Below are 22,901 nucleotides of genomic sequence, written 5' to 3'. Positions count from 1 at the left end.
ATTAATGCCTTACAGGCTACTTATTAGATTAATAGTGGTCTACTGAAATAAAAGAAGGCCTTTCCCTCTAAAGAAAAGGCCTTCTGTGAGTGGCTTAGCAGCACTAAAGAAGCAACTTTGTCAACTCTTGGATAACAAGTCAGTTACAAACGGCGCCACTACCTGTGCCCCATCGGAGGCTTCCGCCCTCACTATCCACCCATACTTCAGCCTGAGAGTATTCATCAAATGCCGGGGCGCAACGCGGGTTAGCACCGTTTGACCATGTGTTGCCGATGGCCTGAATTTCGGTTTGTACACCATCTCCGTCGCCAAGATTATCACCGCGGGTTACCGATACATCCAAGCCCTCGATATCTTCAAATACATTATTGCCGGCATTGCCTTCGGTTCCCAGCTCAACAAAGAAATCATTGCTGTTGGGGGTCAGTGGTCCACCGATGTCTATCGCATTGGTATTCATATCACGAAAGGTCGTACCACGCACAATCAGGGTTCCATCAAGATGTTTGATACCGTCTCGGGCCAAGTTCGGATCCCCTGTACTCTGGGTATGCACGCCCTCAATAACACTGTCGTTCACTTTTACTGTCGCCTGGTACATTTCGATGGCAGACCAGAGGGTATATTGCAGGGTAGAATTCAATACATCGATATTGGCACTGGGCTGATCGCTATCCATATCAATGCCATACTTAAACCGGTTGCCCGATGCGGTGCCGTCACTGCTGGTAATGGTGGTATTATCGAGCGTTATATTCCCATCGCCATTGAGCTCAATCGCCGCGTTATTCTGGCTGGAGGCGGCATCAGGTCGGATGGTACTGTTGGTAATGAACAGGTTTATGTTACTGCCATCCTCCATATCAAAAGCAGCATCATGACCAATATTCTTCACATCAGTGTCACGCACATCCAGGCGAGCATCAGCGGTATTAAACCGGTTGGTCCAGGCGTGACCTATCCCCTTCCCATCGATCGTACTGCGAGTCCCTTCATATCCTCGTACCTCTACATTAATGGTAGAGCCTGTGGTTATGATATAGCCGTTTTCATTGTTCGTGGACAGCGTCACATCCTCCAGATACACATAGGATGATTCTGATGACGATCCGCTATATACAAAGACTGCATCCGGATCTCCGTTAAAACTACCGCCGGTATAGCCATTTTCTATACTCATATGCCTCAACGTTACGCCTTCCCCTACCTCTATCGCCGGATCTCTGTCTACATCGGGGCTAAGAATATGGATATTCTCTCGATCAACATTCTGATCTCCCTTCACGATCAAATCTCCATAGAAGCTGAGTGGAAAACTCTCGCCGTTTGCCTGGTCATAGACTCCTTCTGCAACACGCAGTGTATCAATATCCAGGAAGGGATCATTTTCGTTTTCTCCATACACTTCCAATGCTTTGGTTATCGTTTTGAGGGGTGTATTGGGCATATAACCATCAATATCACCATCCGTACCATTATTAGCATCTATAAACAACCGCTTTGCTATAGCTGATATAGCCACCTGCGAAGTGTCCGTTTCTCCATCAGAACTGGCTTCGAGCGACAGTACATACTCGCCCGGCAGGTCTGGGATAAAACCTGGAGATTCGCTGGAACTTCCCGAAAGTGAAGCCTGGCTATTGGTCGGCTTGTTGCTGATGCTCCAGGAATAGGCTACCGTGCTACTGCCCGTGGAGCCAGAACCATCTGCCGTGACCTCAAAACCGACTACGGCATTTTGGTTCGAACCAGCATCCGCCGTTACTGAGGGTGTGCCATTTCCCCCACCCCCGCCCCCATTTCCGGGGCCAGTACTATTTTCACTACAAGAAATAAATGCAGTAGTGATTAGTGATAGACATAAAATCATCATTTTCCTTTTCATAACGTGTCTCTTTATTGAATTACAGAGTTAGTTTAATTATATATTCAAGAGTTGCCTTGTTTGGTTCATTAGTGTATACGAGGCGCCAGCGCCAATTAGATCATCTACAGTGAAAGCCTTAATTAATTCCTTAAATTCAAATGGATAAACCGGGCGTTACCCAACTTTTATTACGTCTAAAGGATGGAGAAGAGCAAGTTTACGATCAGCTATATCCTTTGATCTATGAAAAATTAAAAGGCCTGGCTTATGCCCAGATGAGTCATCAATCCCAGGGACATACCCTTTCTAAGACAGAGCTTGTTCATGAAGCATACCTCAAGATGGTTGATCAAACCAAAATCGACTTTAATAATAAAAGTCACTTCTTTGCTATAGCCTCTCGCTGTATGCGACAAATATTGATTGATTATGCGCGAAAAAAGAATGCCGAAAAACGTGGAGGCAAAGAAGAGGATGTGACCTATATCGACCAGCTTTTTCACGCTCAAGAAGAGAAGTCCCAGGAATTATTGGGCATTGACGAAGCTTTAGACAAACTGAGTGAACTAAACGAACGGTTGGTAAAGGTAGTTGAGATGAAATTTTTTGGAAATATGACCATCGAGCAAACGGCCAGTGCACTGGATATCTCCACAAGTACCGTTAAGCGCGACTGGATAAAAGCCCGAGGATGGCTGCACCGAGAGCTTAAAGGACGATTCGAAATCACGTGACCCAATGCATTAGTAAAGGATTATACTTCTTGGCAGGATATTTTACTTTTCACCAATACTTTTTTGAATTATCATGAGTGATCTCAACTGGGACCGAGTAGAAACGATCATCGACCAGGCACTGGAGTTACCGAAAGAAGACCGGGAGACCTTCATTGAGCAGGAGTGTGGAGAAAATGAACGTTTAAAAGGAGAAATTACGACACTCCTCGAATCCATTTCCGATTCGGAAGGGTGGCTTGAAGACCCTCAAGACTATCAGCGCGAATTTTACCAGGAAATTGCTGACGATGTAGAACTTATTTCCACCGGGCGGAATCTGATTGATACAAAGGTTGGTTCTTACCTTATCAAAGAAAAGATCGGGGAAGGCGGGATGGGAGCGGTCTATCTTGCTGAACATTCGGCGGATGAATTCGATCATCGGGTAGCAATTAAAATCATCCGCCGGGGACGAGCTTCAAAAGAAAACCTGCAACGGTTTAAACGCGAACAACAGATTTTGGCCGGACTCAACCATCCCGGGATCGCCCAGTTTTTTGATGGTGGCATGACGGAGGATGGCTTTCCATATATCATTATGGAGTATGTGGATGGAATGCCTATTCATACATATTGTCGCGAAAACAAGATACGTACGGATGTAAAAATCAACCTCTTTAAAAAGGTGCTGGAAGCGATCCGCTATGCCCACGAAAACCTGGTGATCCATCGAGACCTTAAGCCCGGCAACATTCTCGTCGATACGGATGGAAATATCAAGATCCTTGATTTTGGAATCTCAAAACTGCTGGAGAACGAATCACACGATGGATCTTTAACCAGAACAGGTGCACGGATGCTCACCCCCCGCTATGCCGCTCCTGAACAAGTTAAGCAACAAAATATTACGACTGCTACTGACCTGTATGCCCTTGGGATTCTCTTTTATGAGTTAATGGCTGGGCAAGGACCATATGATTTTGAAGATCAGTCCCCTTACGAAATTGAACAAATTATCCTGGAAACAAATCCACCCAAGCCAAGTGCCCGGGCGCAAAATACAGGCCTGTCCAGGAAACTCCATGGCGATCTTGATGCTATTGCCCTGAAAGCAATCAGAAAACAGCCTGAAAACAGGTACAGGGTTGCCAATGAGTTCTTGGATGATCTAAGTAACTACCAACGGGGACTTCCAGTCTCAGCACAGAAAGGAACTTTTAGATACCGAACTCAAAAGTTTTTAAAACGGCACAAGCAGGGGTTAGCTGTAGCGGCTGGTATCTTGTTACTTATCATTGGATTCACTGGCTTTTATACCTGGCGTATCACCGAAGAACGAAACCAAGCACAATTTGAAGCCGAGCGGGCGCAGGAAATCAAGGGATTTATGCTGGATATGTTCGACCGGGGTAATCCTGATAATGAAAATTATTCGGGCAGAGAACAGTCCACTACTGAATTGTTAGTTGCCGGTATGCAAAAGGTAGAAAATGAATTAAAAGATCGGCCACAAATGTATATCGAGATGATGGCCTCCATTGGTGATGCCTTCTCTAATATTGATGAATTTGAAAAGGCAGAAATAGCCCTAACCAAGGCATTATCCCGCAGCAGAGGTTATTATGGAACCCATAACCTGCAAACTGCTGGCATCTTAAGTGACCTGGCTAACTATAATCACGAAATCCAACAGTACGGTGAAGCTGAAGACTACATCCTGGAAGCACTGTCCATCGATTCTACGCTCAATGATGGACATTCTGAATCGCTTTCTGATAAGATATCCATTTATGCCTCAAACCAATTTCTTCAGTCAAATTATAAAAAAGCCAGGTATCTTTTCTTAAAAGCGGACAGCCTTGATAAGATACACGGAAAAACCCAGTCGCCTGACTACCACACGATGCTGGCTAACCTGGGCGAAACGGAGCTCTTTTTGGGTAAATACCAGCAAGCAGAAAGCCATTTTAACCAAGCACTCAACTTCTTTACAAACTACTATGACAGCTTACATGTAAATATTGCGATGACCCAATATCGTCTGGGTATGCTCCACCACTACCGGAGTGAATACGAACAAGCTGAGGAATACCTGCTGAAATCATTGGACGGATATAAAGCCTTATATGGCGAGAATAACTCTCAGTTAAGTTCCAACTATGCCATGCTGGCTCGTACCTATCGCCTGTTGGGCGATCTGGAGCAAGCCCATTACTATGCCCAGAAAGATGCGGATCTTACCAAACAACTATTTGGTGATACCAGTGCCATGTATGCTAAAAGTCTGAATAACCTGGCCATGATGCAGAAAGCCCGCGGGAAGCTTCAGCCAGCGAAAAATAACTATGAGCAATCGCTGCTTCTATACCAAAAGCATCTGGATAGCGATAATCCCGATCTGGCCATGCCGCTATACAACCTGGCTGACGTACTTATGGACCTTGGAAACTATGATCGTGCTCATGACCTGATAAAACGTGTGGTTAAAATTGATAAAGCCAGATTGGGGGCCAAACATCCTGAAGTTGGTATTGATTTGAATAAGATGGGAGCTATTTTGACAAAAGCCGGACGCTATACACAAGCTGACTCTGTTTTTGCAGAAGCGGAGAGTATATTTTTAGAAGAATTTCCAGAGGACCATTATCGAATCGGGGAGTACCTTGTCAACTATGGCATACTACATTTAAAGCAACAAAATAGCAGTGAAGCCAAAGAGTTTTTTAAGCAGGCAATAAAGATTTTAAAAACTAATTTTGATGCTGATAGCAAACGGGTAACTGAAGCTATGGCATATTTAGAAAAAAGCCAGCGAGCCGCGGGCAATGATGTAAATTAATAGAGAGAACTTGCATACACCATATTAATTTTTCATAGTATCCTACAAGTTGCATTCCACCAAGAGCACAGTGCATCTCCCCCCCTCGTGACTGATCCCTTTTCTAAATCAATCTCTTCTACTGTGAGCTTAATCTCGTTTAAAATTCGTATATAATTATACCAAACGGCATCGGATACAAAAAGAGAGAAGGACTCTATGAATCGACAAAAATGGAAGCGAATAGAAAAAATACTGGATCAGGCGTTATGTTTTAAATCACTGAATGAACAAAAGCAATTTATTCTTAAGGCGACTAAACAACATCCAACGCTCAGGATAGAGTTGAAGGACTTGCTGCACGCCATCCATGCCGCCCAGCAGGTCGGGTTTATGGAAGATTAATCTATCTATACTTTTCTTTTGTACAACTAATTGTATTTCGCTACCTACCTATATCTATTAATTTAACAACCCTATTGACTTGCAATAAGTTAATTTTTCATCATCGGAATGATGAATACCAATAAAAATGTTAGGTTTTCTCCTTTTGGGATGTATATCAAATAGTTACCGATCAACAAAATAAGTCTATTATGAAAAAGATAGTTACTCTATGCTCTTTCATTATTCTTTTCTTAGTTCCAATATTAACGTTAGCTCAATCCTCCGCTACTATCAGGGGTACCATTACCGATACGGATGGTGAGCCTCTTGCCGGGGCAAATGTATTGCTTGTTGAAAGCTCACAGGGAACGGCTTCCGATGCCGAAGGGGCTTATGAAATCGACAATATTGACCCGGGCACCTATACCCTCAGGGTCACATTTGTTGGATTTCAATCCATTGAAACAGCCATTACGCTGGAAGCTGGCGAAGAGCTTAACCGCGATTTTACCATGCAACCGGGCGCCACGATGGGAGAAGTTACCGTTACGGTCGGTTCCAGGGCCTCCCATACGGCGGCAGACGAACTGGCGGTACCGGTGGATGTCTATACCGCTGACGATCTCGAAAAAACCGGGACGTCCGAAGTAGGCCTGATGCTTCAGCAGGTATCTCCCTCTGTGAACTTTCCGCGTCAAACCGTGGCTGATGGTATGGATGCCCTCCGTTCTTTTACACTTCGCGGACTCAGTCCCGACCATACACTGGTCTTAATCAACGGTAAACGCAGGCATAAATCGGCCTTAGTAAATCGCCTCGGATCGGGCATCCAAAAAGGATCCAGTCCGGTAGATATGAATGCGATACCGGCCAGTGCCGTTAAGCAGATGGAAGTTCTGCGGGATGGAGCGGCCGCACAATACGGCTCCGACGCTATTGCCGGGGTTGTGAACATTGAACTTATTGACCGACCTGTTCCTCTTTCTCTGGACTATAAGATTGGCGGTCACGCCACAGATGATTTTTCCAATGACGGAACCACCCATGACATCAATGCTGCTTACGGTATCCCTGTCGGAGAAGGTGGATATATCAATCTTTTTGGTGAAATCCGATTTCGTGATCCCACCAACCGTGCCGGACCGGATCCGCGCGACCAAATTGTGGAAGGCGACGCTGATGAAGTCTTGGATATGGACGGGGATGGTGTAAATGAAGTGATGACGAAAAATAATCCTATCCCCCAACCAAATTTTCACTGGGGCAACGGGGAGTCCAATAATTACTACCTATGGACCGATGCCGCCGTGCCGGTCAGCGAATCAGCTGAAGTGTATGCTTTTGGAGGCTACAGTTACCGAGATGCACTGGGACAAGGATTCTATCGGCGTGGTTTAGGAGGTCGAAACTGGCCGGATATCTATCCACAGGGTTTTTTGCCTGAATTCGATATCAAAACCGGTGACTACTCGGGCTCACTGGGATTGCGTGGCTTGTTAGGTGACTGGAATTATGATCTAAACATCCAAACCGGCGGTAATGAATTTGAATACAATATTGACAATTCGCTTAATGTTACGCTTGGACCCAATTCCCCCACCTCCTTTTATGCCGGAACCGTCTCTTTTCAGCAGTCGCATGCCATGCTCGATCTTTCGCGAACCTACGATGTTGGCTTGGCCGGACCACTGAATGTAGCCGCCGGTGCTATCTATCGTATTGATCAATACCAGATTGAAGCCGGTGAAGAAGCTTCCTATGTTGACGGGCCTGTCAAAGAAAATCAAAATGGTGGGCGTGCCGCTCCGGGTGCACAAGTGTTTCCCGGATTCCGTCCCTCGCAAGAAGTGGATGAAAACCGGTCTAATGTTGGAGCTTATATCGACCTCGAATCCGATGTGACCGAACAGTTGCTGGTAAATGTAGCAGGCCGCTTTGAGAGCTACAGCGACTTTGGGGAGACCCTGACCGGTAAGCTGGCACTCCGTTTTCAGCCGCAAGAAGAACTCGTCTTCCGCGGAGCCGTCAGTACAGGATTTCGGGCTCCCAACCTGGCCCAGCGATACTTTTCCAAGATATCGACTACTTTTATCGACAATGTACCTTATGAGGTTGGCCTTTTTAACAACTCCAGCAATGTGGCAAATGCCCTGGGCGTGCCCGACCTGAAGGAGGAAACCTCTTTCAACGCAAGCGGAGGACTGGCCGTCAGTCCAACTGACAACTTTACCTTCACCGTTGATGTATTCCATATAGATATTGAAGACCGGATTATCCTGTCGGGGAACTTAGCAGGTGAAGAAATTGAAGCATTGGTTTCTGAATTCGGCGCTCAACGCGTGCAGGTATTTTCCAATGCTATCGATACCCGAACCTGGGGCATTGACCTTACGGCTTCCTATCGTACTCTCATTGGCGAAGAGGGCTCCCTGCTATTAAAAAGCTCCTTCAATTCCACACGCAATCGGCTGGTAAGCGACATTCGAACGCCCTCCCAGTTAGATGAATCATTTGGACAAAGTATTTTTGGCCGTGAAGCACGGCTGGAATTAGCCAGAGAACGTCCGAAAAATACCCTGAATCTGGAAGCAACCTACGATAAAGGACCTTTCAGTTTTTCCACGATTACCAAACGATATGGTGAGGTGTTGGTCCCCGATGATGCTCCAGACGAGGATTACACACTCGGTTCAGAGTGGATCGTCAATATGTCCACCAGTTACGACATAGTGGATAATTATGCCACGATTACGGTCGGAGCTCGTAACCTGCTGGACAATTATCCCGACCTGACACCGGCCAGCGAGAACTTTTTAGGTATCTTCCCCTATCCCACGGCCTCTCCTATCGGCTTTAATGGAAGGTACGTCTATTCAAAACTTAGCATTACCCTTTAACTTTGACATCCCTGCCGGAGGCCTTACCTTGAGGCCTTCGGCATTTTTAATTTCATCTCGATATATTAAGTGGATATTTGTGTAAGTGTTAAAGCCAAAATCAATTATATGAAGTCTCTCTCCCGTATTGTAATATATCTATGCCTCATTTTTTTGTTCGTACTCTCAAATTATAGCTATGCCCAGGTAGGTACCGCCAATCAATATGAGCATGCGGTTGTAGTATCGGCCGAAAAACACGCTTCGCAAGTGGGCAAACAAATACTTCGGCAAGGCGGTAATGCCGTGGATGCAGCCGTAGCCGTTCAATTTGCCCTGGCCGTCACACTGCCTCGCGCCGGCAATATTGGCGGCGGCGGATTTATGGTTATTCACTTGGCGGATGGCACAGATCGAACGCTCGATTTTCGCGAGCAAGCTCCGCTCAAAGCAGGGCCCGATATGTATATTCGTGACGGCGAATATGTCCCCAAGCTAAGTCGCGAAGGAGCTTTGGCGGCGGGTGTGCCCGGCGTCGTGGACGGCATGGTTGAGGCCCTTGAGGAGTATGGTAACTTATCCCTTGCAGAAACTATTCAGCCGGCCATTGAGCTGGCACGTAAGGGCTATCCCCTTTCCTATGCTCAAGCGGAAGTACTTAATGAATATGATGGTGTCCTTCAAAAATATGCTGGTTCTACCCGATATTTTGTTCCAAGTGATACCACCCAAGATTGGCAAGAAGGAGATCTGTTCCAACAAACTGATTTGGCTCAGACCCTGCAGCGTATTGCTACAGATGGACGAGAAGGTTTTTATGAGGGCAAAACGGCTGATTTAATCGTAGCAGAAATGCAAGAAAATGGTGGACTCATTTCGCATAAAGATCTTAAAAACTACAAGAGTGTGTGGCGCGAACCGGTCAAAGCCTCTATGAATGGGTATGATCTGCACATCATGCCACCCCCGAGCAGTGGCAGTATTGCCATCAGCCAAATATTAGATATGCTTCGCCCTTACGATCTGCAGGAAATGGGGTTTAATTCTGCGAAATATGTCCACACCGTTACTGAAACCATGCGCCGTGCTTTTGCGGATCGGGCTCACTTTTTAGGGGACCCTGACTTCGTGGATATCCCGCAGAAAAAGCTGCTCAGTGACAGTTACAACGAAGAACGGATGCAAAGCTTTAGCTGGGATAAAGCTTCCTCCAGTGATGATGTTGGTCACGGTAATATTCCTTTTCGGTATGAATCTCCCGAAACCACCCACTACTCTGTTGTGGATGAACACGGCAATGCCGTTTCTGTCACCACTACGCTAAATGGCAATTTTGGAAGCAAAGTAGCTGTAAGTGGAGCTGGATTCTTCCTCAATAATGAAATGGATGATTTTACAGCTAAGCCGGGAGAACCCAATATGTTTGGTCTTATCCAGGGAAAAGCCAACGCCATTGAGCCCCAAAAACGAATGCTCAGTAGTATGTCGCCAGCTATCGTAACCCAAAATGATTCCGTTCGAATGGTTTTAGGCGCTGCCGGCGGACCTCGGATCATTACAGCCACATTACATAATTTTTTGAATATGGCTGTTTTTGAGATGTCCCCTCAGCAAGCGATCTCTGCCCCTCGCTTTCACCATCAATGGATGCCGGACAAGCTGTTCTACGAAAAATTTGGTCTTAGTCCTGATACGCGTGCTATCCTCAACGACAAAGGACATATCTTAGACCCTTCTGGTGGATTAGGCCGTGCACATACCATCTTCATTGATGCCAAAGGAATGAAGTTTGGCGCAGCGGATCCCCGGGGCGACGGTGCAGCCCGAGGATATTAATGATCCAAAATTAGAAATTGGCGATCAGAAATCGGATATTACAAGAAGGAGCAATCCCCTCTTGTGGTAAGCGTCCATACTCATCGTATAAAACTTGTTTCAAGCGTGGACGCTTGAAACAGCTACAAGAATGATGAACCCAAAGACCCCAATTGAAAAAAAAGTTGAAAAGCTGAATCAACTCTATCAATTTTACCAAAAAATTTCAAAACTAAGTGAGTCTGGAAAGGCTTATAAAGCTAAAGAAAACAATAAAGAATAATTTATGAGCAACAATACTGCAACGGCTATACAATCTATTGAATGGCGTGAAGACCACGTTCGTATTCTTGACCAAACCTACTTGCCCGGACGTGAAGTATATAGCGACATTCGGGATGTAGGACGTATGTGGGAAGCGATCAAAAAATTGCGCGTACGTGGTGCCCCGGCCATCGGCATTGCGGCTGCTTATGGATTCTATCTCGGTATTAAGGAGTTACCGGAAAACTCATTCCAAAGCTTTTTTATAGAAGTGGAACGAGTTGCTGAATACCTGGAAACAGCACGGCCAACCGCGGTTAATCTACACTGGGCTCTTGATCGGCTTAAAACGACTATTCAGGCTCATAAAGATAAAGACATAGCAGAGATTAAGGATATTGTCCTCAAAACAGCGAAAACAATTCACGATGAGGATAAGCGCACCTGCAAAAAAATTGGAGAAGAAGGCGTAAAACTCGTCGGCAAAAAATCTAAGATTCTTACCCACTGCAATACCGGCAGCCTTGCAACCGGTCAATATGGAACGGCTTTATCTGTAATTTTTCATGCCCATGAAGAAGGCAAGGATATCCATGTTTGGGTTGATGAAACCCGACCTCTGCTGCAGGGTTCTCGACTGACAGCCTGGGAGCTGAAGAATGCAGAAATTCCGATGAAACTAATCACTGATTCTACGGCAGGCTCTTTAATACGCCGTGGTGATGTGGATATGGCATTAGTCGGAGCCGATCGCGTAGCTGCCAATGGTGATGTAGCTAATAAAATTGGTACCTATCCCCTCGCTGTACTGGCTCATGAAAATGACATTCCCTTTTATGTAGCTGTTCCCCTCTCTACTATCGATATGGAACTGGACAATGGCGATGACATCCCCATCGAAGAACGCGAGGATGATGAAATTACTCAGTTTAATGGGTCCGAAGTGGCCCCTAAAAAGACCGAGACCTATAATCCCGCTTTCGACGTCACTCCCCATAAATATGTTACAGGATTTATTACCGAAAAGGGACTTGTTGAACCCCCTTTTAATGAAAACTTCGAGAAGCTTTTTGAATGATTTAATCGGGGAGGTAGGTTCCTAATATTATCTCCTCCCTAATATCGTAATTATCTCTCATCGGATGAATGGTACGGACTACGGGCTGGTTTCCATCAAAAATACAAACCACTCATTGGATGATTTTTTATTTTTTCTGAATTAACCATTCCCATGTAATGCAGTAAGAATTACTTCTGTTTTTATGGCTCCATGCGACTCATGCCAAGTAACTTCTTCTTTGTTCAGTAAAATTATTTGGGGTGATTCATGGCGTACATTTAGCTTTTCAGCAACGGCGTTAGAGACCGGCCGACTGCCAATGACATCCAAGAAATAGAGATCCGCTTTTTCAATAATTGTATCAGCCCCCTCTTCCACTTGCTTCTTGGAAAAAAAGCACGTGGCACAACGATGGCTGTGTTTATAAATCAACTGGGGCCAGTCGTTGGAGGCCTGTATTACATGCTCTAACTCCGAAGGGGCGGCGAGGATGCCCCAATAACCGGGCATTTCAGATGAAAAGGCATTTTTTATAGAATCAAAAAGTCCCATTTAATCCCCCAAACAAATTCCTATATCTCTTGCCGTCTGTACCGTATCACTTTCAAGAGAAACTGATTTCATTTTTTCTGCAATGCTGGTGATGGGGATACGTTTCAGCTGGTTATCCTGTAAGACCACCAACTTATTAAAGTCATGTTCCTGGACGCAACGAATGGCTGCTGCTCCAAATCGTAGTGATATTAGTCGATCATAGGTAGAAGGAGACCCCCCACGCTGTAAGTGCCCCAACACCACGGATCGAGATTCTTTACCCGTTCGCTCACTCAGCTTATTGGCAACACGATCGGCAATACCGCCCAATTGGACTTCTTGTCCCACGGTCTTGCCTTTGGTAACCAGTTCGCCATCCTGTTCTTTGGCGCCTTCGGCAACCACAATCATAGTGTAATGGCGGCCCTTGGCTTCGCGTTCTTTAATTTTCTCAACAATAGAATCGTATGAAAAAGGAATTTCCGGGATCAGCACCACATCCGCAGATGCAGCGATACCCGAATAGAGAGCTATCCAGCCCGCATAACGTCCCATCACTTCAACCACCATTAGCCGGTGGTGAGATTCGGCTGTCGTTGTAATTCGGTCAATAGCTTCAGTAGCAATACTTATGGCCGTATCAAAGCCCAGGGTAACATCACAGCCATAAATATCATTATCAATGGTTTTGGGAACCCCTACGATATCAAGCCCCTTTTTGATAAGTTTACTGGCAATATTCATCGATCCATCGCCTCCAATAGCGATGAGTGCATCGACCTCATGTTCTTTAAATGTATTTACCAGTTGATCGGAGACATCTTTTGTGCCCCATTCGCCATCTTCCTTTTCGTAAGGCATCTCGAAGGGGTTACCCCGGTTGGCCGTACCCAGAATGGTCCCTCCCTGGAGGGTAATACCCTGTACGGCCTGCTCATCCAAGGTGATAAAAGGCTCATCGGTATAGATAGAACCATATCCATTTTTGATACCCAGGACTTCCCATCCTCGCTTTAAGGCAGCCAGGGTTGCGGCCCGAATAGCCGCATTTAGCCCTGGTGCATCTCCGCCGCCTGTATTAATTGCTATTCTCATAGGTAATTTACGTGACTTCTAATGGTTCTCGCTGCATACGGAACACCTCTTCCAGTGCTTCCATTCCTAAATCCCGACGCAGTAGCTTGGTATTGTCATCGGTCATATCCAAAATAGAGGTCTCACGCGAGGGTAGCTCTTGCTGGTTGTCGATAACAACATCAACCAACTTTTCAAACTCCCGTAAAAAAGGTTCGCGTTCAAATTCCTTCAGTGCATTGCCCTGCATCTCTGGCTTTTTAGCTGTAATGGCCAGCATTGGATTCCCCGTTTCTCGAATTAACCCTTGAGCAATGGGATAGTCTGGCACCCGAAAACCTACAGTCTTTTTCTTTGGATGGACCAGGAGTTTAGGTACTTCTTTGGTAGCCGGTAATATAAATGTATAAGGTCCGGGTATAAGCCGCTTGATAAGCTTAAAATTATGATCCGATATATGAGCAAATTTAGCAATACCGGAAAGTGAATCACATAAAATCGTCAGGTGATCATCCTTATCCAGTTTGCGTATCTCACGTATGCGTTCAATCCCCTTCTTATTTTTATAATCACAACCAATTGCATACTGGCTGTCTGTCGGGAATAAGACGACGGCCCCCTGTTTAATCATATCAGAAACCTCAAAAAGACGCTTCACATGTGGTGTTTCAGGATGCAGTTTTATTCGTTCGGCCATAGATAGTCCTCAATATTTTGGGGTTAATATTTAGTCAGATAGGCTATACAAAGATGCCGGGTATTGTCCCCTTAAAAAAGCGTAGTTAAAACCTGAATAATTTATATTGTAATCTGGCATACTACCTCTTCTATTTTACACCTTTGAATTTATGTATAACACAAAGATTTCGAATAGTCAACTCCTAAGCATAAAGAATATTACCCGAGGAATCTTCCATTTATATAAATAATACTCTCATTACGGGTCGTTCTATCTTTGGTGCGGACCAGGCAATCTAAAAACCAACAAAACGGACTGAAATCATTCGTAACGTTCAAAGAATTTCGTTAAAAAGTAAATCCAAGTGAGACGGTAAATAACCCATCCTCCCGGGATAATGCATAGCCCGCCGTTAGGATGGCTCGCTGTAATGGACTAATCCACAGACCACCGCCATAGCCAAAATGCCATTGTGTTGAGTTTTCCCTGTTTGCCCAAACCCGACCTTCATCTACAAAACCCAAGACGCCCATCGTTGCAGGCAGGTAATAAGAGTCGATATTAAACAGCTTGGTTCTCACTTCGGTGTTATGGAACAGGCTGGTTCGCCCTGAAAACCGGTCGCGGACATATCCTCTCAGATTACCGGATGTTCCCGTAAAGGTCTGCCCGCCTAATGTATTGGCCTGAAAGAAATTAAAGTCTCCAACATTCGTGGCAAAGCCCAGTCGGGTGGCCAGTGTTGTGGTAATCTTTCTGAATGTATAATAAAGGCTTGTTTTAGAGCTGATTCTGTTAAACGTCTTGCTACGGTCATTGAGGCCTAATTTTAGTTCCGAAAGCAGCTCGAACTTATATCCATACTGCGGGAAAAGCTTGTTGTCAACGGTCGTTACCTTAACGCCTGCACGCGCCTTGGCAAAATGGTGGGAATTAAAGGTAGTACCGGGCAGCTGCGCTTCTTCTGAAGTCACAAACCGATTATCAATAGAAAGGGGGCGCAGAAATTCATATCCCCCACCCATGCGCACTTGTAGTAAATTATTGTATAACTCTGTTAACTCTATATTGGTATCTAAATTATTATATGGATAACCATAAAAATCGTCGTCAGCACGGGTTCTTTCCGTTTCATTGCCTAACCCGAAGAAGTTTGAGGAATAATTAGGTCCTCGGATACCAACTTGTATTCCCAAATCATATCTGCCAACGCGCTCGGTAAACAGTCCTTCATAATTAAATGTAAAGGATGACGTTAGCGTTGCCATTTTGCCTGTTATCCAATGATCGGATGCAAAGGGCTCTTTTCGAAATCCCTGCCTTTGGATATGCACTCCGCCTCCCACAAAAACACCATCATTTTCATTATATCCGCTGGCTATAAGCGGACCTAAAAAATCATACTGGAACCCCCGTTTTTCATACTTATTAACCCGCAGGTTGGATGAGGTTTTATCTTTTACTTCTCCCATTGAGGAGATACGAACGCTCTGAGGCCTGTCATATACCAACGTCTTTTTTCCCCAGGAAGCCACTTTTAACTGATCTTCAATGACATCATCTCCTTCTCCACTTATAATCCGAATTTTTATCGCTTTATCTGTTTCTCCATTCATCGCAAAGCGATCAGCGCCACCAAAACCATAGAGTCTTATTTCTTTGGTTTCATCAGCTTGGAATACCCGGTGGTATATTTTCTGCTTCCGACTGCCTTCTGCCCGATATACTTCGACCAAGGTTGCTCCATCGGATTTTCTTTTTATCTCGAATGACTCATTCTTATCACTGCCGTACACATTCACACTGCGAGATAACAGGTCGTAATAACGTCGTGCAAAATCCGGGAGCTGTTGACGGCGGGCTTTTAACTTCTCAATAAACGTAGCACCGTTAAGCCCAATAATTTCTTCCGGCCACTGTGAAACCGCGGATGTAATAACGGAATCCGATAGCGCGACCTGCATCTCTTCGGCAATAGCTACCCATTCCTTCCTTGTCAAGCCATTCATAAACCACCGGTCGAAGTGCTGGGCATTTAAATTAATGCCTTTAATATTCTGTATGCCATCGTTAAAAAGCTGAAACTTGGGAAATACCGTCAGCCGTGCCAGCCCCATGATGACGCCGTCACTTTTGTAGAAGGCATTATCCCGATCAATGGGAATAGGCTGATAAGCCGGAAGGGAATCCGTTTCGGTCTTGGCCCAGAACCATTGCCCTTCATGGCGGTCCCAGTCACCAATGTACATATCAAAAATTCGGGAGCGCACCAGCTGTCGCTGATCGATGGTTGCCCAATCTCCTTCTCTAAGCTGGTTCCAAAGCTCATCTGAGTCTACCACTTCAGCGGCACTTTTTGAAAAGGTTTGGTTAAACCAATTGCTGCTTACAAACTCTTCCATCGTGACCAGCGTACCCGGCGTACGTTGCGTATTTGTCGATATATTGAGCGATGAGTTATCCGGTATATATCGTAGCTCTGGCGTGTTCTGATATATGCCGGCTGCTCGCGCCAGTGGAGGCACAATTAATGCCCCATATGGATGGGAAGCAGAGGTTTGATCTTGAGCAATTTTAGTAACGAAGGTTTCTTGTAATGCTTCTGGAAGTGATTTTTTGGGATTTTTTTGTACCGAACGCATCACATACTTTCGCCCTGTACTATCTTCGGCGATGATGGTTATGGTCTGTACCCCTCCGGTTTTGGCCAATATATTCAGTCCCCCTTTCTCTTTTTCAAGATCAAGAACCGGAACATCTATTGGGGTCGTCCATGCATCCCGATAATGGTCTCCCCACATAAAACGTTTGAAGCCTCCCGCCTTGTAACCAGGCCCGGGAGCAGTTGTGCCCATAATATCTCTTTGGATGTGGCTTTGTTGATTTTCATGGCTCGAATGATTCGCTGTACCAGCCGGCTTTGAAGATGCAACAAGTTGTCTGGAATAGACCAGCTTTCCCTCTTTTTCCTGCTCGTCAGGAATCCAAAACTCTATATCCACCGACCCATCCACATAGGAAACCAGCTTGGTAAAGCCCTTTTGTGAGTACACAAATTGAGCTCCGAAGCCGCGACGGGCATAGGAACGCTTACTGCCGGAACCACTAACAATAAAATAGTTGGTACCCTCCTTTGCTATATTCTCCTTTTCTTTTGTATAGAAGGACAGATTATGTTCATGCCCTGAAGCCAGAAAATTAACTTCATGGTCTTCAATGGCCTCCAATATCTCTTTTTTAAAAAGTCTGTAGCGCTTGTTGGAGACATCCTGACCCGAGGCACCCAGCTTTCGAGACAACGGATATAACGACCCCAAAACAGGAAGGGGAAGGTACAGTTGGTCTACCAGGTTTGTAAGCGGAAAAAGGTGATCCTTAACTGAATAGTAGCCACCATGGTTTCCATTACTGTAGAGCGGATGATGAAATGCCAAGAGCATCTTTTTATCGCTGTTTTCCTCAACCAAATGCTCTACCTGATCAATGACATCGGTCTTAGTTCGTGCCGAACAGTCTGTCAAGTCGTTATTGGCGGCCTCACTCCGGTTAATCCACCATTCCGAATCCAGTGCAATAACAAACCAATCGTTTCCTACGGAAAATCCATTCGGTCCCGGGCAACCGTTATCCGGCAAAAATTGCACCTTTTGGTTGCCATAATTTTCAACAAACTGCTCCTGAGCCTGTACTCCCTGCCGACCATATCGCCAGTCGTGATTTCCGGGAATAAAATATGCTTGACCTCTGTAGTTGGTCAACATATCCAGAGCGGGTTTCATACTTGCTTCCGCACGTGCTCGTGCTTCATGAGGTTCGGGCGGCATCCCATCCGGGTAAATATTATCTCCTAAAAAGATGACCGCACTACTGTCGCCGGCCGCTTGCAATTGAACATGCAGGCTCGACAATACGTTCAATGCTCCCTCCTTTTCGGGAGCCCCGGTGTCTCCCACTAAAAAGATAGAAGATTCCACTTGTTTGGAAGCAATCGCTGATTCAGTGGGCACATAATCAGATTTATAATAGGGTTGCGAGGTTCCACAACTGCATAACAATAACAGGCAGACCATATAAAAGAGATATCTGCCAGAACGGGCTTCATATTTCATAAAAAATCAGTCAAAATTGTGTTCACTTGGCAAATCTCATTAGCTCCATGAAAGGATGTTGACGAGTATCTTCTTAATCAACCACTACTTCTTCAGAAGTGTGTTCTTTAAATTCTCTTCCCACAAAGCGTACGATCAAAATCCAAAAAAACAAAATTAGCAAACATGCTACTGATAACCAACGAATGTTCTCTAAGCCAATGTATGCTGCTACTATCAAATTCAGAAACACGGCTAATACTTTAGCTGAACGTTGTACAAACATATCAATAAAAGCTTTGGCTTTGTATATCACATCTTTGCTCATCGGGGTGTATAACGCTTCTTTAGCCGATTGGTTAATAGAATAATTCAGGCTGTTATCACTGGCAGACATAATAGTGACAAAAATCAAGCTGGGAACAAACAGAAATCCGACCGATCCCATGGTGATAGCGACTGGCAAAAATAAGAGCGCTATTCCCACACCGTACCTCTTCATCACAAAACTGGTTAAGAAAAGCTGCACAATGACGGAAATAGTGTTGGTTAGTTGTCCCACATAACCGAAATAGGCATCCTTTCTCAAATCACCAGCTACCTCTTGGGCAATGATTGCGGATAATTGAAAATCCACAATATTCGAAACAATTTCATAGAGGCCAATAATTCCGACAATACCCAATAAATATTTCGATTGAAATACCAATTTAGCGCCTTCAACTATTGCATTGTCCGGGGCTTGGTTATCCTTTTCTTTGGACGATCGTGCTGCCTGTGTTGAAGTGTCGCGACGATCCACTACATAACCAATCCCAATGAGAATGAACATTGGAATTACGCAAAGATATAATAAGGTTGGTCGACCCCATTCACTGACATTCCCGGCAACCACCGTCGCCCCGACCATCCCTCCGATAACGCCTCCCAGCCCCACAATACCGTATGTTCGCTTGGCTTGATCTGAATTAAATATGTCGTTTGAGAAAGCCCAAAAAAAGGTGAGCAACACCGAGTTAAACATATCTCCCAATATATAGAACGACCAGGCGACCTTCGCGGTTGGGCTATACATTAAATTAGCAAAAAGAATAAAAAGGGCAGCGAACAGCAGACACAGGGTTACATTCATTTTCTGCCGTGAAAACTTCCGGGCCAGTACCGTAAAGAGTACGACCATCCCATAAACGACAACCATATTAAGGACCTTTGCCAACTGTTCCACTTCGGCACCGGCAAAAGTTGTTCCCAAAAACTGTAGTGGCGCATTTTGATAATACCCGACCAGCAGGCCCCGCTTCATAGGTTTTAAGATCCAGAATGTACCAATGACCATAAAGAAAAACGTGGACATCAATAGTACCGTTGGCCATTCTCTCTTTCGTATATCAAAAAATTGTTTGCGTACACGATTATAAAACGTCTCTTCCCCCATCAGCATCAGGTTTAACAATTAATATTCTCCCCAAGACGATGATTTATTTGGACAGTAACTATTGGAGCTTATTATTAAGTAACGCCAATAATACTTAATTAACAACATGTTTAATGTTAACTTAATATAGGTTAGCTTTTCCTTTACAGTTGAACTTCATACTGTAAATAAACTCTCTTTTGTCCTGCTTGATGATCTGAACTAAGCTGCCCATATTCCTGACACTGCTTGCGTACTGGATTGATGAAAAAACTTATTTTGTTTATCCATCTTATTTATTAAGGAACATTGGATTTTATGACTCTGCCAGCATGCAAAAGAATAAGCAGCACTCTAATACCCTTCAAAAGTGGAATATTTAAACCGTTAACATTAAAAAATATCATTCAACTATTATGGAAACCACTGTTCAAGCATACTGGTTAGGACATTCAGCATTTAAGCTGGTAAGTCCTGCTGGAAAAACAATTCTAATTGATCCCTTTCTGTCTCAGAATCCTACTACTCCGGATGAGCATAAACAACAAAATGATGTGGACTACATCCTGCTGACCCATGGACATGGCGACCATGTTGGCGATACGCTGGATATTGCCGTGGATACCGGATGTACGGTAGCATCCATGGTAGAACTCTCAAGGCTGCTGGTGGGTAAACACGGGCTGAGCGAAGAGCAGGCCGTAGAATTCAATAAAGGTGGAACGGTAGCCTTCGATGATTTTGCAGTCACTATGGTTTCCGCCAACCACAGCTCCTCTTACCAGGGCGACTACGCTGGAGAGCCCGCCGGACTCATCATCTCTTTTGATGATGATATCACCTTTTATCATCTGGGAGACACCAATATTTTTTACGACTTGGAACTTTACGGCGAACTGTATGAACCGGATGTCATAGCCGTGCCCACGGGTGACCATTATACGATGGGCCCCGAAGAGGCAGCAATGGCCTGCGATCTTATCGGCGCTGATTACGCGGTACCCATTCATTACGGAACGATGCCTGTGTTATCCGGAGATCCGGAGGAGTTCAAAGAGTATACCGAAGATGCCACCGATACCGAAGTATGGATTCCTGAAGCCGGGGACAACTTCCTGGCATAAGAAGTAGCTTTTGATGTTCTAATAATTATCATATTAAGGTGCAGCCCACTATTCAGGTGGACCGCATCCGTCTTTTGAGGATGGAGCTCGCCCCTTCGCGGTGGCTCCATCTTTCTATTTAAAATCCTCTCTCCATTAGACAGATATTAATTCCCCGCGCTATTGATTTCTGCAAGTAGGATGTATAGACTACAGCAACGCGCGCATTTACTACGAAGACTCAGAATTAAACTGCAATAGGATGGCCAAGACCAAGAACAACAGTCGCCCCAAACGTCGTATCGCTGCCATTGATATGGGTACTAACTCATTTCACGCTGTTATCATGGATATTTACCCCGATGGGAGCTTTCGGCGTATCGATAAACTCAAAGAGATGGTCTTGCTTGCCAAAAGAGGCATGAACCGCGGACTTTCTAAAAAGGCTATGCAACGGGGCATTGAAGCGCTCAAAAAAATCAAGATTCTTTGCGATAACATCGAAGTAGATCACATTATGGCCTATGCGACCAGTGCCATCCGGGAAGCACAGAATGGTGGTGAATTTATTCAGCGCATGATTGATGAAGCGGATGTAAAAGCCCGGGCCATTCCGGGATCCATGGAAGCAAACCTGATTGGACAAGCCATACAGCATGCCGTTGCCCTGGATGAACAGCCCGTCCTCATGGTTGATATCGGAGGTGGAAGCGTCGAATTCATTACAGGTAACAATACGGAACTGTTTTTTAATGAGAGCTATAAAGTTGGTGCTGCCCGTATGGCTGCCCAGTTTATTGAAAGTGATCCCCCCTCCAAAAAAGATCTCAAAGAGCTGCGAACTAAGTTCAAAACTGAACTTACCAAAGTCATTGAAGCTGCCAGTGGCAAAAACATAACGACAGTCATCGGTTCTTCGGGGACGATGGAAAATATTGCCCAGATGATTGCTGATCGAAAATCTTTGAGTACCTCCCTTTCGCTGAACGAGCTTACCTTTAGTGCTCAGGATTTTAACCGTTTCTATAAAGACTTTATCACTCTCGACCGCGATGAACGATCAGAACTGAATGGTCTGGATAAAAAACGAATTGACATTATCGTACCTGGCGTGGAGCTGCTGCGCTACCTGATTCAAACCTTGGATATTCGTGAAATACGGATATCCGAGGATGCTCTTCGGGAGGGTATGATTCTCGACTACATTCAAAAAGAGAAAGGGGATCTTGACCTGAATCTAAAATCCTACTATCCCGACCCCCGCCGACGCAGCGTCTATGAACTGCTGCGCAAGTGCGACTGGCATGAAGACCATTCGACGCACGTCACCAACTCGGCTCTAAAACTGTTCGATAAACTGCAGGAAGAGCTTGCCCTGCAGGATGGAGATCGTGAGCTACTGGAGTATGCCTCCCTGATGCACGATATCGGTTACTACATTTCTCACCGCAAGCATCACAAGCATGCCCTCTATTTAATCCGCTATGCCGACTTGCGCGGATTTCGCGAAGACGAAATTGAAGTGATGGCTAATGTAGCCCGCTACCACCGGCGCTCTACGCCCAAAAAACGTCATAAACGATATCGCAAGCTTGACAAACCGCTCAAGAAAAAGGTGCGCCAGCTTTCCGGCATCCTGCGGGTTGCCGACGGCATGGATCGCAGTCATTATCAAAACGTCAAAGACCTTGATATTGAAATAACGGATGACCAGATCACGCTTTTCATTACGACCAAAGCCGATCCTCAGCTTGAAATTTGGGGCGCCAAACGTAAAAGCAAGCTTTTTGAAGAAGTGACGGGCCGAGAACTTCAAATTGAGTATGAAGAAAACAGCAATTAAACTATTTGGATAGCTCCAGCTCTGCGGGTCTCGTACTACCGTCGAGATTGCGTCGCTTCAAAAATGGAACCGTTAGTTTTATTTATTAACCCAATATTATTTCCGCCTTTTGTCTTGGCACTTCCGAAGGGTCGGAACCAGCAAGCTGGGACTCGTAAAAAATCTCCCGAGCAATTCGGGATAACTTCTCGATGCTGGTAAATTATACTGCCGCTAATCACGGCTTGCCGGCAGCACCTCGTCAAACAGAAATTCTTCCGGTGGGGCTTGTCGCTTTTAACGAGTAAATGGTAATTTGTCCGGCATAACATAAATTCTGCTGGAAAAGTGACCGTAGCCGAAACGTGAAAAATCATTTCC

Annotated in this window: 15 protein-coding genes; 9 read left to right on the top strand and 6 right to left on the bottom strand. The window is 45.1% G+C overall.

What is annotated here, in order from left to right; translation table 11 throughout:
• Positions 1-139: 139 nt before the first annotated feature.
• Positions 140-1,888: a DUF1565 domain-containing protein gene (locus J6I44_RS19190; protein ID WP_265767851.1), complete on the bottom strand. Its 1,749-nt coding sequence runs from the start codon at positions 1,886-1,888 to the stop codon at positions 140-142.
• A gap of 140 nt (positions 1,889-2,028) precedes the next feature.
• Here J6I44_RS19190 and J6I44_RS19185 point away from each other — a divergent pair, with 140 nt between their 5' ends.
• From J6I44_RS19185 to mtnA, 7 genes are all read left to right on the top strand, one after another.
• Positions 2,029-2,604, top strand: coding sequence for a sigma-70 family RNA polymerase sigma factor (locus J6I44_RS19185; RefSeq protein ID WP_265767848.1), 576 nt, complete (start codon positions 2,029-2,031; stop codon positions 2,602-2,604).
• Between the two features lie 73 nt (positions 2,605-2,677).
• Positions 2,678-5,425, top strand: coding sequence for a serine/threonine-protein kinase (locus tag J6I44_RS19180; protein ID WP_265767846.1), 2,748 nt, complete (start codon positions 2,678-2,680; stop codon positions 5,423-5,425).
• Between the two features lie 198 nt (positions 5,426-5,623).
• Positions 5,624-5,809 (top strand): hypothetical protein, encoded by a 186-nt coding sequence (locus tag J6I44_RS19175; protein WP_265767844.1) that lies wholly within the window; start codon positions 5,624-5,626, stop codon positions 5,807-5,809.
• A gap of 191 nt (positions 5,810-6,000) precedes the next feature.
• Complete coding sequence (locus J6I44_RS19170; RefSeq protein ID WP_265767842.1) at positions 6,001-8,688, top strand: TonB-dependent receptor; 2,688 nt, start codon at positions 6,001-6,003, stop codon at positions 8,686-8,688.
• A 108-nt stretch (positions 8,689-8,796) separates the two neighbouring features.
• Positions 8,797-10,503 carry a gamma-glutamyltransferase gene (gene ggt / locus J6I44_RS19165; RefSeq protein WP_265767841.1) on the top strand — a complete coding sequence of 569 codons (1,707 nt, stop codon included), beginning with the start codon at positions 8,797-8,799 and terminating at the stop codon, positions 10,501-10,503.
• Positions 10,504-10,633: 130 nt separating this feature from the next.
• Positions 10,634-10,765 carry a hypothetical protein gene (locus J6I44_RS19160; protein ID WP_265767839.1) on the top strand — a complete coding sequence of 44 codons (132 nt, stop codon included), beginning with the start codon at positions 10,634-10,636 and terminating at the stop codon, positions 10,763-10,765.
• A 3-nt stretch (positions 10,766-10,768) separates the two neighbouring features.
• The gene (gene mtnA, locus J6I44_RS19155) at positions 10,769-11,824 is read left to right on the top strand and encodes an S-methyl-5-thioribose-1-phosphate isomerase (protein WP_265767837.1); all 1,056 of its coding nucleotides are present in this window, start codon (positions 10,769-10,771) and stop codon (positions 11,822-11,824) included.
• A 141-nt stretch (positions 11,825-11,965) separates the two neighbouring features.
• Here mtnA and ytxJ read toward each other — a convergent pair whose 3' ends face one another.
• From ytxJ to J6I44_RS19130, 5 genes are all read right to left on the bottom strand, one after another.
• Positions 11,966-12,358, bottom strand: a complete 393-nt coding sequence (ytxJ, locus tag J6I44_RS19150; RefSeq protein ID WP_265767835.1) for a bacillithiol system redox-active protein YtxJ — start codon at positions 12,356-12,358, stop codon at positions 11,966-11,968.
• Positions 12,359-13,435 carry a 6-phosphofructokinase gene (locus J6I44_RS19145; protein ID WP_265767833.1) on the bottom strand — a complete coding sequence of 359 codons (1,077 nt, stop codon included), beginning with the start codon at positions 13,433-13,435 and terminating at the stop codon, positions 12,359-12,361.
• A gap of 7 nt (positions 13,436-13,442) precedes the next feature.
• Entirely contained in the window at positions 13,443-14,111 is a 669-nt protein-coding gene (locus J6I44_RS19140) for an L-threonylcarbamoyladenylate synthase (RefSeq protein ID WP_265767831.1), read from the bottom strand.
• A 329-nt stretch (positions 14,112-14,440) separates the two neighbouring features.
• Positions 14,441-18,202 (bottom strand): metallophosphoesterase, encoded by a 3,762-nt coding sequence (locus J6I44_RS19135; protein WP_265767829.1) that lies wholly within the window; start codon positions 18,200-18,202, stop codon positions 14,441-14,443.
• A gap of 73 nt (positions 18,203-18,275) precedes the next feature.
• Positions 18,276-19,616 (bottom strand): NTP/NDP exchange transporter, encoded by a 1,341-nt coding sequence (locus tag J6I44_RS19130; protein WP_265767828.1) that lies wholly within the window; start codon positions 19,614-19,616, stop codon positions 18,276-18,278.
• 395 nt (positions 19,617-20,011) lie between these two features.
• Between J6I44_RS19130 and J6I44_RS19125 the strand changes: the two genes are divergently transcribed.
• A complete protein-coding gene (locus tag J6I44_RS19125) occupies positions 20,012-20,719 on the top strand; it encodes a metal-dependent hydrolase (protein ID WP_265767826.1) in 708 nt (235 codons plus the stop codon).
• A 241-nt stretch (positions 20,720-20,960) separates the two neighbouring features.
• Positions 20,961-22,541 (top strand): Ppx/GppA phosphatase family protein, encoded by a 1,581-nt coding sequence (locus J6I44_RS19120; RefSeq protein WP_265767824.1) that lies wholly within the window; start codon positions 20,961-20,963, stop codon positions 22,539-22,541.
• Positions 22,542-22,901 lie beyond the last annotated feature (360 nt).

The sequence above is a fragment of the Fodinibius salsisoli genome, from assembly GCF_026229185.1.
Taxonomy (GTDB): domain Bacteria; phylum Bacteroidota; class Rhodothermia; order Balneolales; family Balneolaceae; genus Fodinibius; species Fodinibius salsisoli.
The sequence above is the reverse complement of the archived record's forward strand: the minus strand, read 5'-3'. Positions and strand labels throughout refer to the sequence as shown.